Annotated in this window: 20 protein-coding genes; 9 read left to right on the top strand and 11 right to left on the bottom strand. The window is 37.2% G+C overall.

What is annotated here, in order from left to right; all coding sequences use genetic code 11:
- Positions 1-23 precede the first annotated feature (23 nt).
- Together CWS20_RS08740 and CWS20_RS08735 are read right to left on the bottom strand one after the other, a co-directional pair.
- Positions 24-314: a HesB/YadR/YfhF family protein gene (locus CWS20_RS08740; protein ID WP_066198128.1), complete on the bottom strand. Its 291-nt coding sequence runs from the start codon at positions 312-314 to the stop codon at positions 24-26.
- 73 nt (positions 315-387) lie between these two features.
- Positions 388-1,053: a GntR family transcriptional regulator gene (locus CWS20_RS08735; RefSeq protein WP_066198130.1), complete on the bottom strand. Its 666-nt coding sequence runs from the start codon at positions 1,051-1,053 to the stop codon at positions 388-390.
- Between the two features lie 439 nt (positions 1,054-1,492).
- On the opposite strand from CWS20_RS08735, the gene brnQ reads away from it, so the two are divergent.
- Positions 1,493-2,845, top strand: a complete 1,353-nt coding sequence (gene brnQ, locus CWS20_RS08730; RefSeq protein ID WP_083957386.1) for a branched-chain amino acid transport system II carrier protein — start codon at positions 1,493-1,495, stop codon at positions 2,843-2,845.
- Between the two features lie 34 nt (positions 2,846-2,879).
- On the opposite strand, the gene CWS20_RS08725 is transcribed toward brnQ, so the two are convergent.
- Together CWS20_RS08725 and plsY are read right to left on the bottom strand one after the other, a co-directional pair.
- Positions 2,880-3,974, bottom strand: coding sequence for an ATP-binding protein (locus tag CWS20_RS08725; RefSeq protein ID WP_066198133.1), 1,095 nt, complete (start codon positions 3,972-3,974; stop codon positions 2,880-2,882).
- A gap of 270 nt (positions 3,975-4,244) precedes the next feature.
- Entirely contained in the window at positions 4,245-4,841 is a 597-nt protein-coding gene (gene plsY, locus CWS20_RS08720) for a glycerol-3-phosphate 1-O-acyltransferase PlsY (RefSeq protein WP_066198135.1), read from the bottom strand.
- A gap of 228 nt (positions 4,842-5,069) precedes the next feature.
- On the opposite strand from plsY, the gene CWS20_RS08715 reads away from it, so the two are divergent.
- The 4 genes from CWS20_RS08715 to parC all read left to right on the top strand — a co-directional run bounded on the left by CWS20_RS08715 (position 5,070) and on the right by parC (position 12,278).
- On the top strand, positions 5,070-6,791 hold the full coding sequence (locus CWS20_RS08715; protein WP_411814289.1) for a glycosyl hydrolase family 18 protein: 1,722 nt from the start codon (positions 5,070-5,072) through the stop codon (positions 6,789-6,791).
- 139 nt (positions 6,792-6,930) lie between these two features.
- Complete coding sequence (locus tag CWS20_RS08710) at positions 6,931-7,344, top strand: CoA-binding protein (protein ID WP_066198141.1); 414 nt, start codon at positions 6,931-6,933, stop codon at positions 7,342-7,344.
- Positions 7,345-7,869: 525 nt separating this feature from the next.
- Positions 7,870-9,846, top strand: a complete 1,977-nt coding sequence (gene parE / locus CWS20_RS08705) for a DNA topoisomerase IV subunit B (RefSeq protein WP_066201626.1) — start codon at positions 7,870-7,872, stop codon at positions 9,844-9,846.
- Positions 9,843-12,278: a DNA topoisomerase IV subunit A gene (gene parC / locus CWS20_RS08700; RefSeq protein ID WP_066198144.1), complete on the top strand. Its 2,436-nt coding sequence runs from the start codon at positions 9,843-9,845 to the stop codon at positions 12,276-12,278. Before parE ends, parC begins: the two co-directional genes overlap by 4 nt.
- A gap of 54 nt (positions 12,279-12,332) precedes the next feature.
- Here parC and CWS20_RS08695 read toward each other — a convergent pair whose 3' ends face one another.
- Positions 12,333-13,040, bottom strand: a complete 708-nt coding sequence (locus tag CWS20_RS08695; RefSeq protein WP_083957387.1) for a helix-turn-helix domain-containing protein — start codon at positions 13,038-13,040, stop codon at positions 12,333-12,335.
- A gap of 242 nt (positions 13,041-13,282) precedes the next feature.
- Between CWS20_RS08695 and CWS20_RS08690 the strand changes: the two genes are divergently transcribed.
- From CWS20_RS08690 to CWS20_RS08675, 4 genes are all read left to right on the top strand, one after another.
- Entirely contained in the window at positions 13,283-14,923 is a 1,641-nt protein-coding gene (locus CWS20_RS08690) for a flavin-containing monooxygenase (protein WP_083957388.1), read from the top strand.
- Positions 14,924-14,942: 19 nt separating this feature from the next.
- The gene (locus tag CWS20_RS08685) at positions 14,943-15,902 is read left to right on the top strand and encodes an alpha/beta hydrolase (RefSeq protein ID WP_066198147.1); all 960 of its coding nucleotides are present in this window, start codon (positions 14,943-14,945) and stop codon (positions 15,900-15,902) included.
- Between the two features lie 118 nt (positions 15,903-16,020).
- The gene (locus CWS20_RS08680) at positions 16,021-16,791 is read left to right on the top strand and encodes a YybI family spore inner coat protein (RefSeq protein ID WP_066198150.1); all 771 of its coding nucleotides are present in this window, start codon (positions 16,021-16,023) and stop codon (positions 16,789-16,791) included.
- Positions 16,792-16,875: 84 nt separating this feature from the next.
- Positions 16,876-17,349 carry a staygreen family protein gene (locus CWS20_RS08675; RefSeq protein WP_066198153.1) on the top strand — a complete coding sequence of 158 codons (474 nt, stop codon included), beginning with the start codon at positions 16,876-16,878 and terminating at the stop codon, positions 17,347-17,349.
- A 472-nt stretch (positions 17,350-17,821) separates the two neighbouring features.
- Here the strand turns inward: CWS20_RS08675 and CWS20_RS08670 are convergent, their stop codons facing one another.
- The 6 genes from CWS20_RS08670 to CWS20_RS08645 form a co-directional block, all read right to left on the bottom strand.
- Entirely contained in the window at positions 17,822-18,193 is a 372-nt protein-coding gene (locus CWS20_RS08670) for a VOC family protein (RefSeq protein WP_066198156.1), read from the bottom strand.
- Between the two features lie 111 nt (positions 18,194-18,304).
- Positions 18,305-19,798 carry a sodium:solute symporter family protein gene (locus tag CWS20_RS08665; RefSeq protein ID WP_066198158.1) on the bottom strand — a complete coding sequence of 498 codons (1,494 nt, stop codon included), beginning with the start codon at positions 19,796-19,798 and terminating at the stop codon, positions 18,305-18,307.
- The gene (locus CWS20_RS08660) at positions 19,795-19,989 is read right to left on the bottom strand and encodes a DUF3311 domain-containing protein (protein WP_066198161.1); all 195 of its coding nucleotides are present in this window, start codon (positions 19,987-19,989) and stop codon (positions 19,795-19,797) included. Before CWS20_RS08660 ends, CWS20_RS08665 begins: the two co-directional genes overlap by 4 nt.
- Positions 19,990-20,022: 33 nt before the next feature.
- Positions 20,023-20,880, bottom strand: coding sequence for a nitrilase-related carbon-nitrogen hydrolase (locus CWS20_RS08655; RefSeq protein ID WP_066198163.1), 858 nt, complete (start codon positions 20,878-20,880; stop codon positions 20,023-20,025).
- Positions 20,881-20,900: 20 nt separating this feature from the next.
- The gene (locus CWS20_RS08650) at positions 20,901-22,517 is read right to left on the bottom strand and encodes an amidohydrolase (protein WP_066198165.1); all 1,617 of its coding nucleotides are present in this window, start codon (positions 22,515-22,517) and stop codon (positions 20,901-20,903) included.
- A gap of 183 nt (positions 22,518-22,700) precedes the next feature.
- Complete coding sequence (locus CWS20_RS08645; protein ID WP_066198170.1) at positions 22,701-23,894, bottom strand: CbiX/SirB N-terminal domain-containing protein; 1,194 nt, start codon at positions 23,892-23,894, stop codon at positions 22,701-22,703.
- Positions 23,895-23,995 lie beyond the last annotated feature (101 nt).

Raw genomic sequence — 23,995 nt, 5'->3', positions numbered from 1 at the left:
GATGACGAGTTTTTTGTTATGAGTTATTTTTCGTATTTATATTGAGGTTCAGCTAATTTATCATCATATTCTACAGTTAAATCATGCCCGTCAAAATACCAAATGTCCTTTTCTTCGATAAAGAAATGAATGCCATCTTTATCAACTGTTATTTCTGGGTTTACTGGCTTCTCGTTAGAAATGCCTAATGAAAAACCTTGCTGGATGGGACTGGACCCGCCATATCTAGCGAAGTACCTGACATAATCGCCATGCTCAAGTAGCATTTCATCTTTATACCATTTCACTGCTTGATCGCTAATAATGATGTTCACTTGTTTTCCCCCTCAAAGGTTGCTAACTCTATTGTATAGAATAAAGTTAAATCATGCGAATCATTAAACTTCGTTAATGCGATTTTTGATCAGTGAAATATTCATCAATTGCTCTGCTCCAGTTCGTTCTAGCCACTTCAGATGCAGTCTTCTTATCGCCATCTTCAAGTGCCTTAATTAGTATTTCATGCTCATCGATAGACGATTCTGTAAGAATAATCGCTTTATAAAAATAAAGTCTCATTACATGAGGCAATAACCCTTCAACAGCCTGTGTGATATAGGGATTATTTGCCTGGTCAACAATAATTTGATGGAATTGATCATCGAGCTTAAGGGCAGTAAAAGAATCGCCTGCTTTAATGGCTTCGGCAAATTTAGCGTTCGTTTCTTTTAAATCTTCTAATGACTCCTTGCTTAATTTTCCTGCCATAATTTCAGCAGCTAGAGCTTGTAGAACACTGAGCGGCGGCAGTATTTTCGTGATATCCTCCTGATTCACTGTTGTCACTTGCGTTCCAACACCAGGAAACATTTCTACAAATCCTTGGGCACTTAGCAGCTGCAAGGCTTCTCTTATCGGTGTACGACTTACGCCTAACGCATCTGCCAAATCGGCATCATTCAGTTTTTCCTTCGGTTTTAATGTTCCATCAATAATCCACTCTTGAATTTGTAAGAAAGCACGTTTTTTTGCAGACAAACGTTGCGGTGTTGTGAAATTTGTCGGAATGGGCAATTCAAGGACCACCTTTACTAGTCATTTTCAATGTTGTTCGTAATAATTACTATTCCTTTGCATGATATGTGCGCACAATAATAGAGCGGGAACCATTATTCTACATGACAAATGGTAGAAGAAAAGTAAGCTTCCTTCATTTGTTATGTGTAAAAATAGAAATTTATAGTAAAAATTATATAATAGTATAGTATCAAATGCAATATATTACATATGACTATATTTTTTTGCAATAATGTTATTGCATAACTTTATATAATATGTTACTTTATATATGCAATATATTACTTGAATTTTTCCAGAGGTGAGTATATAGGGAATATTATATTTGAATATGAATTTTCAGAAGATTTTAAAAAGATTATTGAAATAGACTAATCAACTTTTTGAAAACCTATTATTACAAAAAAGAGAGAGACAGCTGGGGGAGGGAATAGGTTTGAATCAAAAGATATCAAACTCATATATTATCGCAGTAGGATTTATGTTATTTTCATTATTCTTCGGAGCAGGGAATTTAATTTTTCCTGCGATGATGGGTCAAGAAGCAGGTACAAATGTATGGCTTGCGACAGCAGGGTTTATCGCAACTGGTGTTGGCCTTCCTTTACTAGGGGTTATTGCATTGGGCATTTCAGGTAAAAATGATTTGCAATCGTTGGCTAGCAGAGTGCACCCAATGTTTGGAATTGCTTTTACAGTTATTTTATACTTATCAATTGGACCGTTATTTGCAATTCCAAGAACGGGAACGGTTTCTTATGAAATCGGTATCAAACCATTCTTGCCGGAATCATGGGGGACAATTGGTTTATTAGTCTTTACAATTATCTTTTTTGCTATCACAGCATATTTTTCATTAAATTCTTCTAAAATTGTTGATATTGTAGGTAAGTATTTAACACCTATATTATTATTGTTTATTTTAATACTAATTGGCGTTGCATTTATGAACCCAATTGGATCTTTCCAAGCTCCGGCGGAAAATTATCTTTCTGATTCATTCTTTAATGGGTTTAAAGAAGGCTATTTAACAATGGATGCCCTTGCAGCATTTGTTTTTGGAATTATTGTTATCGATGCAGTAAGGTCGAAAGGAGCACAAACAAAAAAAGCGATTATGATATCTGTAACAAAGGCAGGGTTAATCGCAGCTGGTTTATTGGCGGTAATTTACAGCTCGCTTGCATTTATTGGCGCATCAAGTGTTTCAGGTTTGGGATCATTAGATAACGGTGGAGCAGTTTTATCTGGTGTATCTAGCCATTACTTCGGCTCATTTGGCGGGGTATTGTTAAGCCTTATTGTACTTGCTGCCTGCTTAACAACAAGTATTGGCTTAATATCTTCATGTGCTACGTATTTTACTAAACTTATGCCGAATATCTCTTATAATAGATTCGTTATCATCTTCTCAGTGTTTAGTGCTGGAATTGCTAATTTCGGATTAAGTCAATTGATCTCTATATCTATACCTGTATTGACAGCAATTTATCCTTTAGCCATTGTTTTAATGCTTCTTACGTTCCTTCATCCATTATTTAATGGGAAGAAAGAAGTTTATCAAATTAGTATGCTGCTAACTTTTATCGTAAGTTTGTTTGACGGATTAAATGCTGCCGGATTAAAGGTTTCCGCTGTGAATGATTTCTTTGCCAATATATTGCCACTGCATTCTGTCGGTTTAGGCTGGGTTGCACCCGCAATTATCGGTGCGATATTAGGAATCGTTATCGGTTTGTTTAAGAGAGGCAATGCAGGAGAAAAAGAGCAAGAAAAACAAACAATATAAAGATTAAAAGAGTCATCCAGCAGCGGATGACTCTTTAATTATTTTTAATAGGCAAAAGTATTTGCATTTTTGTGCCACAGCCAACATCGGACTCGATTTTGATTTCTCCAGAGTGTTCCTCAATAATTTGCTTGCATATCGATAAACCAATGCCTGTCCCGCTTTTTTTAGTAGAGAAAAACGGCTGAAACAAACTATTAATCGTTTCTTTTGTCATGCCGAGCCCTGTATCAACGATGTTAATAAATGAATAATCGTCAATGATCCCAACTGTGATTGTAATTTTGTTTTCTTTACTGCTGCGATTTGGTTCTATCGCTTCTAACGCATTCTTGATAAGATTGACCAATACTTGTTTTAATTGTTTATCGTCTCCGTATATGGTTGGATCCTCTTGCGAAAGTTTTATAGAAAAAGAAGTATTTTTAATAATTGCTTCGCTTTCAAATAATAATAAGGTATCTCTTACAATCTTATTTAAATGAATAATAGATTTCTTATGATCTGTTGGTTTAGCAGCATTTAAAAATTCATGAATGATTTCATTTGCGCGATTAATTTCTTCTAATGCAATATCGGCATATTCCTCTCTGCCTAATTCAATAAGATGCGGTCTCAATAGTTGGAGAAATCCTTTTACTGTTGTTAACGGGTTTCTGATCTCATGAGCCATAGATGCTGCCAAAGTACTTAGATTTGTGGCATACTCATTGGAAAAGTTGGCCTCATTAATTTTCAACGCAGTCTTATTTATAAGCTTTTTCTTTTCATTTAACTCCATACTAAACTTTAGTAATTTTTTTTCTAATTCCTCAGTGTCTTTTTCAATATTCTGCGTGAAATTATCAAATAGCGGGTAACAAAACAAATGTGAGCGCTGATTTTCAGGTACGATATATACGCGATAATTAAAATACGTATCAGAAAAAAGCAGCTGCATATTTAATACAGATCGATCATTTCGCAATGCGCAGAAATACGCGATATCTTCTAATTTAATTAATTTAATAAATGGCTGCCCAATCAAACCGTTTTGATTTGATAGTGATGTAGATACAATATGATTGGTTTCATCAATAAGGAAATATGGGAAAGGCAAGTCTTTTAAAATAGTATCTGTTAAATACATGCAATGATCATCCTTAAAAAAATAGATTTAAAAGCGAACTGAAGGTGAGTTCAGTTTTAATTCAATCTATGCAAAATCCAATCAGATTATGTTAATAAATGTTGGAATATGTTTCGACATTAAACAAGTATTGTTTTTACATCTATAATAATACCAAAGAAATCCAATCTGTTTCAATTGGAGTTTAAAGAAATTAAAACAGTTAATAGGAACTGTTTTATTGTATTTTTATACTTTTATACATAAAAAAACAGCAGATGATCTGCTGTTTTAATGTTTTCTAAAAAAGTTGACTTTCGGTTCAGTTTTTTGCAAGATTCTCGATATATTTGTACGGTGTCGATAAATGATGAATATTGTCATAATCGCCACGATAGTAATAAGTATTGGATCTCCGATAATGAGCGCGCATATTAGTGCTACAATGCCACCGATCATTGAAGAAAGAGATACATATTGGGTAATAAATAGGCTGATTAAAAATACGACTACAACGACTGCAAACATTAATGGCACGAATGCAAGGACGACTCCCGCAGAAGTGGCGACTGCCTTACCGCCTTTAAAGCCTGCAAATATCGGGTACATATGACCAATCACTGCGAAAATACCAACGATGACTTGATGAATGCCTAAATCAAAGAAAAACGGCAGCAAGGCTGCTAATGTTCCCTTTAATATATCAGCTATTGTTACAATAAACCCAGCTTTCTTTCCTAGCGTTCGAAAGGTGTTCGTCCCACCTAAGTTGCCGCTGCCATGTTCCCTAATGTCAATTCCATAAAAAGCTTTACCGACAATCAGTCCAGACGGGATTGAGCCGAGAAGGTAAGCTGCAATAAAAATGAATATTACTTCTAGTGTCATAAAACTCTCCTCCACACTTTATGTACAGTTTCTATATTGTATCATGTAAACTAGTGTTCGCACCATGTCCATTTTTATAAATATTTCTTGTTTTTTACAATCAAATTCCTTTTGAATAAAGCTTGTTACTATTATATGAAACCTTTTACTATTAAATTACGTTTTTATAATGAGGGGTTTAAATCAATTAACCGATTATGTACGATAGTATCAGGGGGGATTATGCTTTTGAAAAGACAAATAGATATAAAGAAAGTGCCAAAGTCTAAGAAAAAGGTTTTGGTCGCTCTACTATGCGCATTTTTACTTGCTGCAGCAGCATTTATGTTCATGATTTTCTCGTTTTCATCTAATGAAAAAATTGAATTGTTTAAAGGAGAAAATCCTATCATCATAAATGGAGAACAAGCTGGAAATGCCATACACATTGATGACTCCTTGTATATTCCTATTGCCTTTATTAAGGAGCAATTGGATGACAGTATTTACTATGATGAACCAACAGATTCGATCATCATAGTTGAGGGAAATAACACGATAAAAATACCGTTTCAATCGAGCTCTTATATTGTAGATGGAGAAAAAAAAGACGCTGGATTACCAGGCTTTATTGAAAAAAACGGGGCAAGTTATCTTCCTGTCTCATTAATTGAAGAAATTTATGATATTAAAGTAACTATCATGCCTGAAACGGAAGCAATATGGATTAAAAGAGATGGTGAAGGCCTTATACTCGGAAAAATTGTAAATAAAGATATAAAAGAAGAGGATGCCAGATTGAGAATAGAATCTACGCATCGTTCCCCATATGTTTCCCGAGTATCGAGCAATGAAGAGGTTTATATCGAAGGAGAAGCGGAAGGCTATTATCTTATAAGAAAGAAAAGTGGTGAAGCGGGCTATATTCAACAGTCTCTCGTTAAAAAACTGGAAACGATTGAAGTTGATACTGGTAAGGAAATAAAAGAAGTTGAACGGCCAATATATGACGAACCTATCCATCTAACTTGGGAAGCTGTATACACAAAAAATCCTAAAACTAGCTCCATGCCAGACATGCCGGGTGTAAATATATTATCGCCTACATGGTTTGAATTAGAAAATGAGAAGGGGAAAGTGAAAAATCTCGCCTCCAAGGAATTTGCAAGCTGGGCCAGCGAGGAAGGGTATAAATTATGGGGGCTTTTCTCCAACGCGTTTGATCCGGACCTCACACATGCAGCATTACAATCGTTTGATACACGGAAAGCGATTATTGATCAGCTAGTTTCATTTAGTAAACAATATAAAATGGAAGGAATCAATATTGATATTGAGAATGTCAATGAAGAGGATGGTCCGCTTATTACACAGTTTGTTAGAGAAGCAAGTGCGGCTTTTCACCAAGAAGGATTAATCGTATCAATGGATATTACGTTTATTTCATCAAGCGGGAATTGGTCAGCATTTTATGAGCGCGAGAAGCTGGCAGAGATCGTCGACTATTTGGTTGTAATGGCATACGATGAACATTGGGCTACCTCACCTATTGCCGGAAGCGTCGCATCCATACCATGGGTGGAAAATAATTTGCAGCAGTTACTTGAGATTGTCCCAAATGAACAGTTAATTTTAGGTGTTCCTTTATATACGAGAATTTGGGAAGAAAATGAAGCTGGTGAAATTTCTTCAAAGGCTGTATCTATGAGCAAAGTAAAGGAATGGCTGGAGGATAAAAATGCACAGCCAAGATATGACGCAGATACAGGGCAGAATTATGCGGAACACTATGATGAAGAAGAAAGAAAATTGTATAAAGTATGGCTTGAAGACGAGCTTTCATTATCAAAACGCGCAGAATTAGCTATGGATTATGAACTTGCTGGCGTGGCAACATGGTCAAGATATTTTGCTGATGAAACAGCATGGACCGCTTTAAAAATGGAAGATGAAAATGAAGAAAAACAATAAGAAAAGCTCGCATTAGTAGGAGCTGGGCAATGAACCAGGCTGAAAATTAGCATATCCTGCCAATATCGAGTAAAATGGAAGCGCATGAATAGTTGATTGTTATTGAACATTTCATTATGAATTTATCGGAGGGGTTTAAATGAGCATTGATAATCCATCACGTACAGAAATCGGGCAAATATTAAAAAAAGCGAAGCGGATTGCGGTTGTAGGCCTAAGTGATAATCCAGATCGAACTTCATATATGGTTTCAGAGGCTATGCAGAAAGCGGGATATGAAATCATCCCTGTCAATCCAAATATAACAGAAGCATTAGGAGAAAAAGCGGTAAGTACTATCGAAGAAATTGAAGGCCATATTGATATAGTAAACGTATTTAGACGCTCTCAATTTCTGCCTGAGTTAGCCGAACAATTTACGAAAGTGGATGCTGATATTTTTTGGACCCAGCTTGGAGTCATTGATGAAGATATCTTTCATTCATTAAAAACCAAAGGCTATACGGTTATTATGGACCGTTGCATAAAGGTAGAACATGCGTTGACGAAATAATTTATGCTGCATGAGATCATTATCGATCTCATGCTTTTTCATTCACTTGAAACATGATGAAAAATCTGTCTATCATTTGCTAAAATGAAATTATTAGCTAAAATGAAGTTAATATGCCATGATTATTTATGGTAAACTCTTTAAAGGGAACAGATGTTCTATCTGAGGTGATTCCTTATAAAAAGAGGATTTTTATTTTATTAAACGAATATAAAACCGATAAGAATGATGTATGATGATACGTGTGGTAATGTGATATAATCAATTTCTATGTATTGGATAATCATTACGTAGAACAGAAGAAAACTATTTTAAGTTATCCCGCATTAACGGGCAGTAAGACCCCAAGTTCAAGTACTTTATAGGGAATCATAAAGAATATGTGGGGACCAACTGCCGCATGCGCCCGATTGGTTCAACTAACCATCAGTTGAGGATGAAGGAAAACCCTTACTGATGGAAGTTTCACTTTATCACCGTATAGGAATGACTACTGTTTTTGTTAGAGATGAAAGGGGTATGTTTGTGGCAAGAAATCAGGAAGTGTTTGACTATAATGATGATGCCATACAAGTACTTGAGGGATTAGAAGCTGTTAGAAAACGTCCCGGAATGTACATTGGAAGTACGGATGCAAGGGGGCTTCACCATCTTGTATACGAAATTGTCGATAACTCTGTGGATGAAGCACTTGCAGGGTACGGTAATCAAATCATTGTCAAAATACATAAAGATAATTCAATAAGCGTCCAGGATAAAGGCCGAGGAATGCCGACTGGAATGCATAAAATGGGAAAACCAACACCTGAAGTTATACTGACTGTATTGCACGCAGGCGGAAAATTTGGCCAAGGCGGATATAAAACTAGCGGTGGACTGCATGGTGTAGGTGCTTCAGTTGTAAATGCACTATCTGAGTGGCTCGTTGTTAAAATTAAGCGAGATGGTTTCGTGTATGAGCAGCGCTTTGAAAATGGCGGTGTACCTGTTACGACTTTAGAAAAGGTCGGAAAAACAAATCAAACTGGAACGACCATTCACTTTAAACCAGATGCTTCTATCTTTTCCTCAACCACATATAATTATGAAACCCTATGCGAACGCCTTCGTGAATCTGCTTTTCTCCTTAAAGGCATGAAAATCGAGATTATTGACGAACGTAATGATCAGCATGAAATATTCCATTTTGAAAATGGAATAGAAGCATTTGTTGAGTATTTAAATGAAGAAAAGGATGTTCTTCATCAAGTGGTTAGCTTTGAGAGCCAGCATAATGGAATAGAAGTGGATTTTTCATTCCAATTCAATGACGGCTATTCGGAAAATGTATTATCTTTTGTTAATAATGTTCGCACAAAAGACGGCGGCACTCATGAAGCCGGTGCGAAAACAGCTATGACAAGAGTGTTCAATGAGTATGCACGCAAGGTTCAGTTTTTGAAAGAAAAAGATAAAAACCTTGAAGGTTCAGATTTAAGAGAAGGATTTACAGCGATCATTTCTGTCCGTGTTCCAGAAGAGCTGCTTCAGTTTGAGGGACAAACAAAAGGAAAGCTCGGCACAAGCGAAGCGCGGTCGGCAGTCGATGCGGTTGTATCGGAATATTTATCATATTTTCTCGAAGAAAATCCGGAAACTAGTTCACTATTGATTAAAAAGGCGATTAAAGCTTTTCAAGCAAGAGAGGCTGCAAGAAAGGCGCGTGAAGACGCACGCGGAGGAAAGAAGAAAAAGCGCACAGAAGCAGTATTATCAGGTAAATTAACACCAGCACAATCCCGTAATCCTGCGAAAAATGAGCTTTATTTAGTAGAGGGAGATTCAGCCGGAGGTTCAGCGAAACAAGGTCGCGATCGCCGCTTTCAAGCTGTCTTGCCATTGCGGGGAAAAGTAATCAATACCGAAAAAGCTAAACTGGCAGATATATTTAAAAATGAGGAAATTAATACAATAATTCATGCCGTAGGCGCAGGCGTAGGCGCAGATTTTACCATTGATGATATCAATTATGATAAAGTCATTATCATGACTGATGCAGATACGGACGGAGCTCATATCCAAGTCCTGCTTTTAACCTTTTTCTATCGCTATATGAAGCCTTTGCTTGAAGCGGGTAAAGTATTTATTGCCCTGCCGCCTTTATATAAGGTGAGCAAAGGAACAGGCAAAAATGAGAAAATTGAATACGCCTGGAGCGATGATGATCTTCCAGATGCAATAAAAAAAGTCGGCAAAGGCTATATTATCCAACGATATAAAGGTCTTGGAGAAATGAACGCCGACCAGCTGTGGGAGACGACGATGGACCCTGAGACGAGAACGCTGATCAGAGTGAAAATTGACGATGCTGCTAGAGCAGAACGTCGAATAACAACACTCATGGGGGATAAAGTCGAACCGCGAAGAAAATGGATTGAATCCAATGTTGCCTTTGGTTTAGAAGAAGATGGCAGCATTTTAGAAAATGAAAATATTTCGGTAGCTGAGGAGGTTGACTCATGAGCAGTGTAGAACAATTTCGTGATCTGCCACTAGAGGATGTCCTTGGTGACCGTTTCGGCAGATATAGTAAGTATATTATTCAAGATCGTGCCCTGCCAGATGCCAGGGACGGCTTAAAGCCTGTTCAAAGACGCATTCTTTACGCCATGCATGTTGAAGGCAATACACATGAAAAAGGCTTTAGAAAGTCCGCCAAGACCGTAGGAAATGTAATAGGTAATTATCATCCCCATGGTGATTCATCTGTTTATGATGCAATGGTGAGAATGAGTCAAGAATGGAAGCTTAGAAATTTATTGATTGAAATGCACGGTAATAACGGCAGCATTGACGGCGATCCGCCAGCTGCGATGCGTTATACTGAAGCAAGGCTCTCCCGTATCTCATCAGAATTACTGAAGGACATCGAAAAGAGAACGGTTGATTTCATACCAAACTTTGATGATACGTCAAACGAGCCAACAGTGCTTCCAGCAACGTATCCAAACTTGCTTGTAAATGGATCAACTGGAATTTCAGCAGGATATGCCACTGAGATACCGCCGCATCACCTTAATGAAGTGATCGATGGCGTTATTTTACGCATGGATAAGCCCGGTTGTTCAATTGATGAATTAATGGAGCATATAAAAGGACCTGATTTTCCAACAGGTGGTATCATTCAAGGTGTGGAAGGTATAAAGAAAGCCTATGAAACAGGCAAAGGCAAAATTATCATTCGCGGAAAAGCGGATTTTGAAGAAATTCGCGGAGGGAAGAAGCAAATTGTTATTACTGAAATCCCTTATGAGGTAAATAAAGCGAATTTAGTAAAGAAAATGGACGAATTTCGTCTAGATAGAAAAATCGAAGGAATCGCAGAGGTTCGTGATGAAACAGACCGCACAGGATTAAGAATCGTCGTCGAATTAAAGAAAGATGCAGATCCCGAAGGCGTCCTTCATTATTTGTATAAACATACTGATTTGCAAGTGACGTATAATTTCAACATGGTGGCCATTCATAATCGCCATCCAAAAACGATGGGTCTCAGAGAGCTTCTAGATGCCTATATTGCTCATAGAAAAGAAGTTGTCACGAGAAGGACTCAATTTGATTTAGATAAAGCACAGGCCCGCCAGCATATCGTAGAGGGATTAATAAAAGCACTATCTATATTAGATGAAGTGATTGCAGCGATTCGCGCTTCAAAAGACAAGCGGGACGCAAAGGATAACTTAATGGCAAAGTTTGCTTTCACTGAACCTCAGGCAGAAGCCATTGTTTCCTTGCAGCTTTATCGATTAACAAATACAGATATTACCGCTTTGAGAGCAGAAGCTGATGAACTTTCACAAAAAGTAGAAGAGCTTACTGCTATACTACAAAGCGAGAAAAAACTTCTATCCGTTATAAAAAAAGAGTTAAAAGATGTTAAAAAGCGATTTGCTGATACTCGCCGTACACAAATCCAAGCAGAGATAGAGGAAATCAAAATCAACTTGGAAGTTCTAGTTGCCAGTGAAGATGTCGTTGTAACGGTCACGAAGGAAGGATATGTGAAGCGTACAAGCCAGCGTTCCTATGCAGCATCAAACGGTCAGGATTTAGCAATGAAGGACTCCGACCGCTTGTTAGCAAAGCTGGATATGAATACAACGGATGTAATGCTTATGTTTACGAATAAAGGGAATTACTTATATTGCCCTGTCCATCAGCTCCCTGATATTCGCTGGAAAGAACTAGGACAGCATGTGGCAAATATTATTCCAATTGATAGAGATGAATATATTATAAAGGCAATTCCAATTGCTGATTTTGAAAAATCGTCATCCTTCCTTTTATTTGTAACAAAGTTCGGAATGGTTAAGAAAACAGAGCTTAAATTATATAAAGCGCAGCGGTTCTCTAAAACACTTGTCGCCCTTAATCTAAAAGGTGATGACCAATTGATTGATGTTCATTTAACCGACGGCGCTAAAGAGCTGTTCCTTGCAACAGCCCAAGGATATGGACTGTGGTTTGATGAACAGGAAGTCAATATCGTCGGGCCGCGAGCAGCTGGTGTAAAAGGAATTAACCTTAAAGATGGAGATTTTGTGATAGGCGGCGGAATCATCCATGATGAAAAAGGGGAAGCCGTTGTGATTGCTACGCAGCGCGGGGCAATTAAAAAAATGAAGTTAGCAGAATTTGAAAAAACATCACGAGCAAAACGCGGCGTTGTCATGCTTAGAGAGTTAAAGTCCAACCCTCACAGAGTCGTAGGGATGGCCATAGCTAAAGCACAAGATGAAGTATTTATTGCAACAGAAAAAGGAAACATCGAATCTACCAATGTCATGAACATTAGATATAATGACCGTTATTCAAATGGTTCCTTTATAGTTGACGAAACAGATAATGGCAAAGTGAAAGAAGTATGGTTAGTTGAGAAAGAATCAATTGAGTAAGTAATGATTAAACAAGGATGAGCCGCAAGCTCATCCTTGTTTTTTTACATCAAGCTATAATATTATTCCTTGTCTTATTAATTCAGCTACCGCTTGCGTTCTATTTTTTACACCTAATTTTTTAATAGCTGATTTTATATATTGTTTTATGGTTGCTTCACTAATCTCCAGCGAATCAGCCACTTGCTTAATTATTTCTCCATTTGCAAGCATTGACATGACTTCAATTTCTCTTTTGCTTAAATGCGCGCATGTATTTACCTTGGAATCTTTGTTAAATATCGTTCCAACCAATCTGCCAAATTGGGTAAACTGTGACAGCAATTCATGATCAAAAATTGGACAATCATTAAATTTATAACTGATAATATAGCCAAATACGACGGTTCCAGAGAAGATCGGGATGATAATAAGTGAATGTATAGGTTCTGTAAATGTCATATATTTAGTACCAAGTTGCTTTAAACATTCTCTTTTTGGAATGTAGACCGCAGCTAATTTTATTATTGCAGCATGTACGGCAGGAATTGATTTCACATCATCGCGGATTGAATGGATATAGTCAAGCCCTTTCGAATCTATAGAAATGATTCCTTCTGCAATATGACACAAAGACGAATATCGAAATAAGCAAGCATTGCCTGCTGGAAAAATATCTAGATAAAGGCGCAGGATATCCTCCATTAATTCTTCTGTTGAATCCGTTGCCGAAATCCTTTGAAGACTAGTTAATAGATCATTTTCACTCAATATTAATGACAAAGGTTTTCATCTCCTCCAAATGTACCTTTTAGCAATTAAAATCGGTTATATATACTACCATTCTATGCAGTTACTCTATTAAAAAATATCTAAATGAGGGAATAGCTTTAAGTGAATAATCATATTATAATGTAAATAATCTTTATATTCAAAATATAAAGAAAATATACGAAAGCTTCGAGGTGTTTATTGCAAGCGTTTCCATATGTTTCGAATAGAACCGGACAAAGGAGGAATAAATCATGTCAAGTAAAGCGGCGAGTACTGAAATGCTAGATGCTGTTGTCATCGGCGCTGGTTTTTCAGGATTGTATATGCTGCATAGTTTGCGTGAGAAAGGATTTTCTGTTCGTGTTTATGAAAAAGGGAATGGGGTAGGAGGCGCATGGTATTGGAGCCGTTATCCCGGCGCGCGTTGTGATTCAGAAAGCCACACTTATTGTTATACATTTTCTGAGAAGCTCTATAATGAATGGACATGGAGTTCAAGGTATCCCGAGCAGCCAGAGATATTAAGGTATCTTAATTTTGTTGCTGACAAGCTTGATTTGAGGAGAGATATTCAGTTTAACACGGAAATAAAAGGTGCCTATTACAATGAAAATATCAATAAGTGGAGTATTCAATTAGGTAATGGAAGTGAAGTAATAGCTAAATATTTTATAACCGGAGTAGGCTGTTTGTCTATTAATGCAACGAATATTCCAAAGATTAAAGGACTTGATCAATTTAGAGGGGAATGGTATCACACCGGTTCCTGGCCCCATGAGAAGGTAGACTTCAAAGGTAAAAGAGTAGGAGTAATTGGCAATGGTTCAAGCGGTATACAAAGTATTCCTGTCATTGCCCAAGAAGCAGGACATCTTTTTAGTTTTCAGCGAACGCCTCAGTATGCAGTTCCGGCTAAAAATTTCACTTACTCGTCTGACGATATAACAAACTACAAAAAGGGATTTACAGAAACAAGACAGAAAATGCATCAGTCTCGTGCTGGATATCCATGGGACTACAATAATCGATCCGCAATGGAAGATAATGAAGAAGAGCGAAACCGAGTTTATGAAGAGGCCTGGGAAACGGGAGGCTTCATTATTAGTTCAACATACAATGACCTTCTTGTAAATGCGGACTCAAATCATACGCTAGGTGAGTTCGTCCAGAATAAAATACGCACGATCGTAAAGGATCCAATTTTAGCTGAAAAACTAATCCCTGATTATCATTTTGCTACAAAGCGGCTCGTTCTTGATACAAATTATTATGAAACATTTAATCGTAATAACGTTACATTTGTGGATGTGAAAGCAAGCCCTATTCAGGAAATTACTGAAAGAGGGATACGCACTGCAGACAATGAGTATGAATTGGACAGCATTGTCTTTGCAACCGGATATGACGGCATGACCGGTCCATTATTAAAAATGGATATACAAGGAAAAGATGAGCTCTCACTAAAAGACAAGTGGGAAAATGGCGCATCTGTTACAACTTACCTTGGTATAGCTACAGCGGGATTCCCTAATATGTTTATGATTACAGGACCGCAAAGTCCATCAGTTGCCAGCAACATGCCGACAAGTATAGAACAGCATGTCGAGTGGATTTCTGAATGTATCAGTTACCTTCATAAAAATGATATTGAAACGATGGAGGCTAACCTTGCTGATGAAGAAGCTTGGAGCAGGCATTGCGATGAGGTATACAGAAACACGCTCTATTCTAAAACGCCATCATGGTATTCAGGAGCAAATATAGAAGGGAAGCCAAGCGCTTTTCTCATTTATTTAGGTGGAGTTGGCGCCTATAATCAAAAAATTAAGGCCATCGCTTCTCAAGGCTATGAAGGCTTCACCATTAAAACAGCTACAAATCTTGCTAAATAGTAAATAGGGGGATAGAAAAATGGATTTTATTAGTAGAATAGCAGAAGAATTAAAGGAGATGGCAGAAGTATTTCCACCATTTAAATTGCCGGAAGGTTTAGAAGCAGCAAGGGAGGCGCCAATCATACCCGCAGAATCCTCACCGGATGTTAAAGTGCATGTGCGCACGATTGCTGGCGGTGACTCTCAAGATATGAATATTAAAATATATGAACCTGTAAATAGAATCAATGAACCTATTCCTGCATTGCTATTTATTCATGGAGGCGGATATGTAACAGGTAGTCCTGATGGAAGTGATAGCATCTGCCAAGTTTTTGTTGAAGAAGCGAATTGCCTCGTTGTATCCGTTGATTATAGACTTGCACCAGAACATCCGTATCCTGCTCCAATAGAAGATTGCTATTCAGCATTAGTATGGATGTCTGAAGCAGCGGAAGAATTTAATATTGATATTAATAGACTGGCGGTCGCTGGTCAAAGCGCAGGCGGTGGATTAACCGCTGCATTAAGTTTGCTCGCCAGAGACCGAAAAGGACCTAAAATTGCCTTTCAAATGCCGTTATATCCAATGATTGATGATACAAATACGTCAGCTTCAAGTTATGAGATTACCGATGAACGTGCTATTTGGAATAGAGGGAACAATTTAGCAGCTTGGAGGATGTATCTAGGTTCACATGGCAATGGTGAAATCTCTCCATATGCAGCCCCTATACGAACAAAGAATTTTTCAGGTCTGCCGCCAACTTACACTTGTGTTGGCCAGCTGGATCCATTTAGGGACGAAACGATAGAATATGTTTCAAGGTTAGCACAAGCAGGTGTTGCAGTTGAATTTCAGCTTTATCCAGGAGCGTATCATGCATTTGAATTGCTCAATCCTACATCTGATCTCGGTAAAAGAGCAATTAATGGTTATGTTCAAGCGTTGTCCAAGGCACTGAATCCGAAAAGTGAAAAAGTATTAACTAAATAAGCAAAATGGAGCTTAATCTGTCTAGGTTAGGCTGCTTTTTCGCTATTTTTTTGGTTTAATTGCATTTATCTTCCAATAAAGGGCAATCCTATGTATATACAGAGTAGGAGGGTTCTAAATGAAGAAAGAAATAATCTTTGCATTCGCGGCTTTCTTTATGATGAGTTTATCAACAATAACAGGTGTTTATGCCGGGGAAGATAAAAAGGACGAAATGATAGCAATAATAGATGAGAAAGCGGATATTTCAGGAGATGGAAAAGAAGATTTTGTAAGTATTAAAGGAATACGTTATGAAGATGACTCTGATTTTCTAAGAGAAGTATACATACAAATACAAGCATCTAATGGTGAAAAATATAAAGCGAAACTCGAGGCAGGCTTCGACCCGCAGCTTCAATTCATTGACATGAATCAAGATGGCATAAAAGATTTATTTATAAGTGTGGAAACAGGTGGAAGCGGTGGAGTGTCCAATTATTATTTGTATTCGCTAAAAGACTTTGAGTTAACAGATTTAACTGTGCCGGAAACAGTTATGATGACTACTCATTTCGAGGATGATTATAAAGCATCTACAATCATCCAGGAAACGGGCGATACTTATACATTTGATTTGAAAACTAGAGCAAAAGATTACGAAAAATTAGGCTTATATAGTAAAGGAAGATTAAATGAACCAATGGAACTGATGGTAGATCCTTACAGTACATTGAAGCCAGTAAAGTTAAAGGATGGAACCAATGGGTTAAGGGGACTGCAAAGAATAAGTGGTGCGAATCATGCGGATTCTATAGCTTTTATTGAATCACAATGGAAGTATGTAAACGAACAATGGGCTCTTAATAGCGTGAAAGTAATTGATATAGAGTCTTCAAAGCAAAAATAAATTAGGCATTTATCACGTTTGCAGCAGTGGTGCATATGATATCAAAAGTGGTATTTCACTCTTTATTGAAGGGGATATATGCCTATGAAGAAACTTGATTTATCCAATTTGCGCGTTCACATTCAGCCGCCCGCAACTGACTATAAGCCAGTAGAGCATCGAAAATATACTTTAATGCAATCAGACCGCTCAAACGAAATTTCATTAACAATTGGCCAAGACTTTAACACTGCAGCAACATTGTCAAAGCAGCGAGATGAATTGCTTGCTGAATGGATCCCGCAGATGGGCCAATATGTATTGCTTGGAAGGATGCACATAAGCGATGGCGATTTCGATGAACAATACGCGAAAATCAGGTATATGATTTATGAGAGGGAAGCAGATCTGTTATTAACAGCTATATTATACGGTGATAAAGAGCTTCTTAGCCATTATCCATGGCTGCTTAATTCGCCGATATATGTTAGATTTCAATCAGATTTCCCAGAATACAATAAGATTCAATATTATGGAACAGCAAGGGAATATTTAAATAAATCAATACAAATGATATAAAGCTTAAAAACTGTTCCGTATCATTTATGGAGCAGTTTTTTATTATTATTAGCAACGAAGTGAGTTGAATATAACTTTATTATGTAAACTAATAATATGAAAGAAGTCATTTTAGTTAAAAACTATAATGAATCATGCAACTGATTAAACGATGCATACATTTTTATGTATAGAGCGTTAATCATCAAATAAAATTTTTGCGGACCAAAAAATATATTAAAGCATTTATAGTAAATGAAATGAATGTACTGGAGTAAAAATTAGAGGCTTTAGTAATTTTTTTGTTTTGTCTCACTGTTTTAAGTATACTTTTGTTTTGAGACAATTTAATTGTTTTCTGTTTAACTTCCGATAATATATATTATGTAAACTAGAAAAAATGTCATTACTTTTATCCACCGTATACTCTCCTTTCTTATGACGGCAAAATTAAAGAACCCATTCTTTATTGAATAGATTCTTTAATATAAATTCATCTGTGTTGATCAAAAAGAATTGGATTACCATCAGGATCTTCGATTGTAAAACTTGCAGGGCCTTCGCTCGTTTCATCAGCTTCAGATAGTATTTTTATTCCTTTTGCTTTAAGCTGTTGCTGGATAACTCGAATGTCCGTAAACGAATCGAGATTTTCGGCATTTTGATTCCATCCTGGATTAAAAGTTAGAATATTCTTGTCGAACATACCTTGAAATAGACCAATTACGCAACTTTCATTCTTCATAATGAGCCAATTTTGGGTTATATCCCCTCCTAAAACTTGAAATCCTAGATTTTCGTAAAATGATTTTGATTTATTAATGTCTTTTACACTTAAACTTACTGAGAATGCTCCAAGTTTCATATTTTTCCTCCAATAAAAAATTAATAATTGTCTAATTTAAGTATACAACACTGCTTTGAAGAACACATTTCAAAATTTGCTCTATAAGCCATATTCAATGAATTGTCCCGATTAACTTTTAACGATTTCTTGCGCTTCTAATAACTCATTCCTACTTTTTGCTATCAAACGATTTGTCGTTAAACTTACAATAAAAGCAATCAAAAAGTTTACAGCTAATGCAATCATTCCAGTATTTAAATCATTTATATACGTTGGGATACTTGGGAAGAAATCAGCTAACTTTATGCCGGTAACAGCATTATAAAGAACGATTGAAACGCCTGCTACTATACCGGCCATTGCACCGTATTTATTCATAAAACGGGTATTAATAAAGCTAAACAGCAATGCTGGTACTAATTGTGTGATTAAACTATACGACATAATATTTAGTATTGCTAACGCTTCTCCGCCGGAAATAGTAAACATAAAAGCAATGATAATGATGACAAACACTAGCAGCTTTGACACTGTTAACTGTTGGCGATCTGTTGCATTTGGCCTCATTAAACGATAAATCCCGGTCATTAACCCTACAGAGGCAGACATTAGCATAACAGAAGCCGGTACGAGAGCTGTTAATAAGCCTGCAGCTCCGACAATGCCAACAATCCATGGGTCAAACGTCTGCATAGTTAAGCGCAATAATGACAAATCTCCGTCTGCTCCTTGGAGACCAGGGACTTGAATAATGGCAGCAAATCCAATGAAAAAAACAAACAATAATAATAACGTGTACAGTGGAAGCGTAATTGCATTTTTCTTTAGCACCTTTTCACCGTCAGCAGATAATATAATTGAAAAAGATTGAGGCAATAAATAAAAGCCGAGTGCATTTAAGATAATTGTAGAAATAAACCAGGCGACACTATATCCTTCACTCGGCAATGTTAAGCTTTCTGGTTTTACTGCTTGTACAGCTTCAAACATTGGTTGAATACCACCAAAATAATGAAATGGAATATACAATCCTAAAAAGACGATAACAACCAATATTAAAATATCCTTTATCACAGCAGTCCATGCTGAACCGTGAATCCCTGAAACCGTTACATAAATGGTAATGATAGCTGCTCCGATTGCACTGGCAACGATGGGACTTATCGCACCATAAGAGGCTTCTCCTACGATAATGCCTAAGCCTTTTAGCTGTATGACTATATATGGAATTAAAGCGATTGTCCCTAATAAAGATACGACAACACCCAATATAGGGCTTCTATATTTAGCGGAAAAATAACCAGGCTGTGAGATAATTTGATGATCCTTCGCAAAGCGCCATACTTTAGGTATCATCCAATACGATAATACGTAAGCTAAACAAATATAAGCCGGAACATAATAAGCTGCTGCTCCTCGTGAATAAGCCCAACCGCTACCACCTAAAAAGGTAAAAGTTGTATAAACTTCTCCAGCGATAAGTAAAAAGATAAACAACGTTCCAAAGCTTTTGTTTCCTACTGCAAATTCATTTACATTCATCTCTTTACCTTTTGTTGCGCGAATACCTAAAAACAAAGCTAATGCAGCAAAGAAGAAAATAATAAGTAATGCACTATTCATTGCTTTTCCTCCTTGCCATACTCAATACGATAGACAATATATAGAATGGCTGACGACAACACCATCCATAGTACAATCCAAAACAAAATAAATGGCAGGCCTAACACATAAGGTTCAATTCTATTTACCCATGGGAGACAGAATGCCATACCAATAAAGGGAATAACGAGCAACCATTGTGCTTTCTTCATTCAATTCCTCCTATTTTACAAGAAATACTCTCCTCAAACTTTTCCTATGGTGTACAGCTCTTTTCTACGTTGTCGATCTTTTACGGTCGTAGCCGCTCCGTCCTGACGGTTATCGTATAAAGCATCCATCGATAAGCTTGCTGTAATTACCTTTGTATTCTCTTTTGCTTCTACGACAACACCGTTGGCTTCCCAATTTAAATCACAAGGTGATAATATAGAGGCGTTTCCATGCCCGGGGTATATAATACCCTCCCTATTGCCTTTCGTTGGACAATGTATCACATACACTTGATTTTCAATTGCTCGCGCTTGTGCACAATGTCTAACACGCCAAAAGCCATGTGGCGTGAACGTATAGGAAGGACAAAAAATAATGTCTGCACCCTTCTGTTGATAGATGGAGTTGATTTCTGGAATTTCTATTTCATAACAAATCGCGATTCCAAACGTGACGGGACCAATTTCAAACACTTCCAGCGCATCACCCTCTGCAGTGTCCCATTCTGCCTCTCCAGGAAAAATATGAGTTTTCCGATGTCGGTGAATAGATCCGTCCGGCTCAAAAATGAAGCATGTATTGTAAATTTCACCTGCTTCCTCTTCTAAAGTAGAACCCGCTATAATTATTTGCTGCCGCTCTGAGGCTAATGATGAGAATAACTTTTTGTAATCGTCTAAAAAATCAGTTAATTTTCGATAATCCTTTAGTGCAAACGTAGAAAAATGATCAAAGCTTGTTAATAAACCCAATGTGGTGAGCTCTGGAAATAAGACATAGTCACTCGTTAGAGGAACTTGTTCAAATGTATCACTTACTTGTTTTTCAAACGCAGAGAAACTGTTCAATTTTTTTATTTCAAACTGACAACATGATACAGTTACTTCCACTCATATGCCCCCTCTTTTCTTTAAACCTGTGATAAACTCTTCTCATAAACAATCTTGCCATCGATCATCGTCATCTCAATTTGTACATCCTTTAAGTTTTCAAGAGGCATTTGTAGTAATGCACGATCAGCAACAATTAAATCAGCCAACTTTCCAACTTCAATACTTCCTTTTTTGTCCTCATCAAAGCTTGCGAATGCAGCATTATAAGTATACATTCGAATGGCTTCTAATAAGCTGACGCGTTGTTGTCTGCCAAATTCCGTTCCTGAATTCACTTTACGGTTAACAGCTGTGTGAATACCAATCATAGGATTATACGTCGTCACAGGTGCATCTGACCCAGCTGCACAAGGAATACCTAAATCAAGGAAGTCCCTTGCAGGATACATATAATGAATACGTTCGCCATAATTGTGAATATAACTTTCACCAAATTCGTATGGGAATGGAGGATTAGGAATAGGAATTACACCTAAGTTTTTCATTCGCTCCTGCAGATCGGAAGCTGATATTCCTGCATGCTCAATACGATGCCGATGATTATTGCGTGGATACTCATTTATTGCACGCTCAACGACATTTAAATATAATTCAATGGCTTTGTCCCCTTGAGCATGTACAGTAATTTGATACCCTTTCCGATGTGCCTCTCCTAAAACATCATAAATTTCATCCTCTGTGTAATATAAAATGCCATAATCATTTGGATTACTCGAATAGCTTTCACGAGTAGCAATTGTAGGGCCTGTACTACTTCCGTCTGTAAATAATTTTGCAGGTCCAACTTTAAAGAAATCATTACCTGTGCCAGTCACAATTCCAGCTTTCATCATATTTAATGTGAATTGCTTACAATCATTCAAAGAACTAATCATTGCATAGATTCGAATTTTTAAATCACCATTTTGAGATGCAAGCTGCATAAGCCGAAAGCTTTCCTCATCAAAGGTTCCTGCTTCATGCACACTCGTAATTCCTTTTTCCATAAAATGTTGCTGTGCGACTAACATGGCTTTTTCTAGCTCTTTATTTGTATAGCCTGATACTTCATTAAATTGCATATAAGCATTTTCAATTAGTCGCCCACTTAATGATCCATCCTCATTGCGCTCAATTAGCCCTCCTGGTGGATTAACACTCTCATCCGTAATATGGGCTAATTCCAATGCTTTACTATTTACAATTCCAATATGACTACATGTGCGTGATATGACAATTGGATGCTCTGTTGAAACGGCATCGAGTTCCTCTCTAGTAGGGTAACGTTGCTCTTCCACAAATGCTTCATTAAATCCCCATGCTCTAATCCACTGTCCTCTTGGTGTCGCATCAGCCCTTTTTTGAAGCGCTGTTAAAATCGCATCTAGCGATTGCATCCCTTGGTCTTTACAACTGATGTTCATTTGAAAAACGCCATACAAGACAAAGTGCAAATGTGCATCAATGAAACCTGGTAGCAATGACTTTCCTTTTAAATCGATGATCTTTGTGGCAGAACCTATCCATGGTGATACTTCTTCATTTGATCCAACTGCCACTATTTTATTTTCCATAATAGCAACAGACTGACAAATAGTATCCTCTTTATCTATTGTTACAATTTCACCGTTCTGGAATACAACCGTTGCATTCAAAAGAATCCCTCCAATTTATATAGTCATTACTATATTGTACATGTAAAAGAATCAGAATCGAATGGACATTGTGTAAATTTATTCGTTTTCATCACTATACTTATTGTTAAAAGAACAAAAACAGGGAGAAGGCTTTCTAAATGAAAAAACCGGACTAACAAAGGTCCGGTTTCTTTATATTAATCAATGATGATGATGTTCATAACCATGTTCTTCTGCATATTTACGGAAATTTTCTAAATCCTGCATTCCAGTTGAAGTGCCGTCTAAAGCTTGTTGCATCCGTTCTAATAAGACAGTTCTTAATTTTGGATGGTAACCAAAATATTCAGCAATATCAATTGTTACATGAGGATATGTCTCTTTGAACTGCTCTGCCATATTATTCATTCTTTTCATTAGAATTCCGGTAAATAAGAAATACGGCAACATGATAATTTTTTTCGCGCCTAATTTAAGGCAACGTTCCATTCCATCCTGCACAGTTGGCGTTGTTACTCCCATAAAGGCACTTTCAACGATAGATACATTTAATTTTTCCCATAATAAACGGCTGATTTTATAAAAATCTCCATTTGCATACGGATCACTGCCACCTCGTCCAATCAGCAAGATTGCCGTATCTTCATGCTTTTGATTAACATCAAAACCGGTATCAGCAAGTCGTGATTTTAAAATCTCAAAAATTTCTTCATGAACACCAATCGTTTGACCGTAGGTGAATTGTATATCTGGAAAATGTTCCTTCGCATGTTCAATTTCGGCAGGAATATGCAGTTTTGAGTGGCCTGCATGTAATAAGATGATAGGAATGACATGGACTTCATCCGCACCTTTTTCAATGCATAGCTGAATTCCGTCTTCAATATTTGGTGATGCAAACTCTAAAAAACATGTTTCTACATAAAGGGACGGATCAATGTATTCTTTCATTTGTTTGACAAACTGGAGAACTTCTTTATTGCCGTCCTCCAGTTTGCTGCCATGCCCAACAAATAAAACTGCTTTTTTCATTGGTCCCTTTCCTTTCTTGTATTTATCAATTCCTTTAATGCGGGTTTCCCCGCGTTTACGTTCACCATGCTCCATTGAATAAATCATTGCTTTTTCTTCGGCTGTTTCATGAACAATCGCACGTGCCGTTTCTTCTTGCTGGACGGAATACCACGTCCCCTTTGGATAATCAATGACGACGCATTTATCTTTACAGCGACCGTTGCAGCGAGTGCGGGATGTGTGAATATACTCATCTAAACGATTTTTTCTAATTTCATCACGAATATTTTGCGTGACCATTTCAGCTCCCGCACCCATACAGGTAGATCCATTGCATATGAGCAAGTGGCGCTGCATTTGTGTTAAATTCCAAGTTGTCATTAGTGACCTCCTCCTCTTGTTTTAAGTTGCTGTTACGTGGATTTCACTCGCTTCTATTAACATTTCGTGTTAATAAATGAAGTCGAATCTATTTCATCCTC

Origin of the sequence: Cytobacillus horneckiae (assembly GCF_002835735.1) — a bacterium.
Lineage (GTDB): Bacteria > Bacillota > Bacilli > Bacillales > Cytobacillaceae > Cytobacillus > Cytobacillus horneckiae.
Note: the sequence above shows the minus strand (reverse complement) of the source record. Positions and strands in the feature narration are given on the sequence as shown.

Coding starts and splice junctions, on each gene's coding strand:
- CWS20_RS08690 (WP_083957388.1), top strand. CDS start 13,283: ATGTCAAGTAAAGCGGCGAGTACTGAAATGCTAGATGCTGTTGTCATC.
- CWS20_RS08670 (WP_066198156.1), bottom strand. CDS start 18,193: ATGAAACTTGGAGCATTCTCAGTAAGTTTAAGTGTAAAAGACATTAAT.
- CWS20_RS08665 (WP_066198158.1), bottom strand. CDS start 19,798: ATGAATAGTGCATTACTTATTATTTTCTTCTTTGCTGCATTAGCTTTG.
- CWS20_RS08675 (WP_066198153.1), top strand. CDS start 16,876: ATGAAGAAACTTGATTTATCCAATTTGCGCGTTCACATTCAGCCGCCC.
- CWS20_RS08725 (WP_066198133.1), bottom strand. CDS start 3,974: ATGTATTTAACAGATACTATTTTAAAAGACTTGCCTTTCCCATATTTC.
- CWS20_RS08685 (WP_066198147.1), top strand. CDS start 14,943: ATGGATTTTATTAGTAGAATAGCAGAAGAATTAAAGGAGATGGCAGAA.
- parC (WP_066198144.1), top strand. CDS start 9,843: ATGAGCAGTGTAGAACAATTTCGTGATCTGCCACTAGAGGATGTCCTT.
- CWS20_RS08710 (WP_066198141.1), top strand. CDS start 6,931: ATGAGCATTGATAATCCATCACGTACAGAAATCGGGCAAATATTAAAA.
- CWS20_RS08660 (WP_066198161.1), bottom strand. CDS start 19,989: ATGAAGAAAGCACAATGGTTGCTCGTTATTCCCTTTATTGGTATGGCA.
- CWS20_RS08680 (WP_066198150.1), top strand. CDS start 16,021: ATGAAGAAAGAAATAATCTTTGCATTCGCGGCTTTCTTTATGATGAGT.
- plsY (WP_066198135.1), bottom strand. CDS start 4,841: ATGACACTAGAAGTAATATTCATTTTTATTGCAGCTTACCTTCTCGGC.
- CWS20_RS08645 (WP_066198170.1), bottom strand. CDS start 23,894: ATGACAACTTGGAATTTAACACAAATGCAGCGCCACTTGCTCATATGC.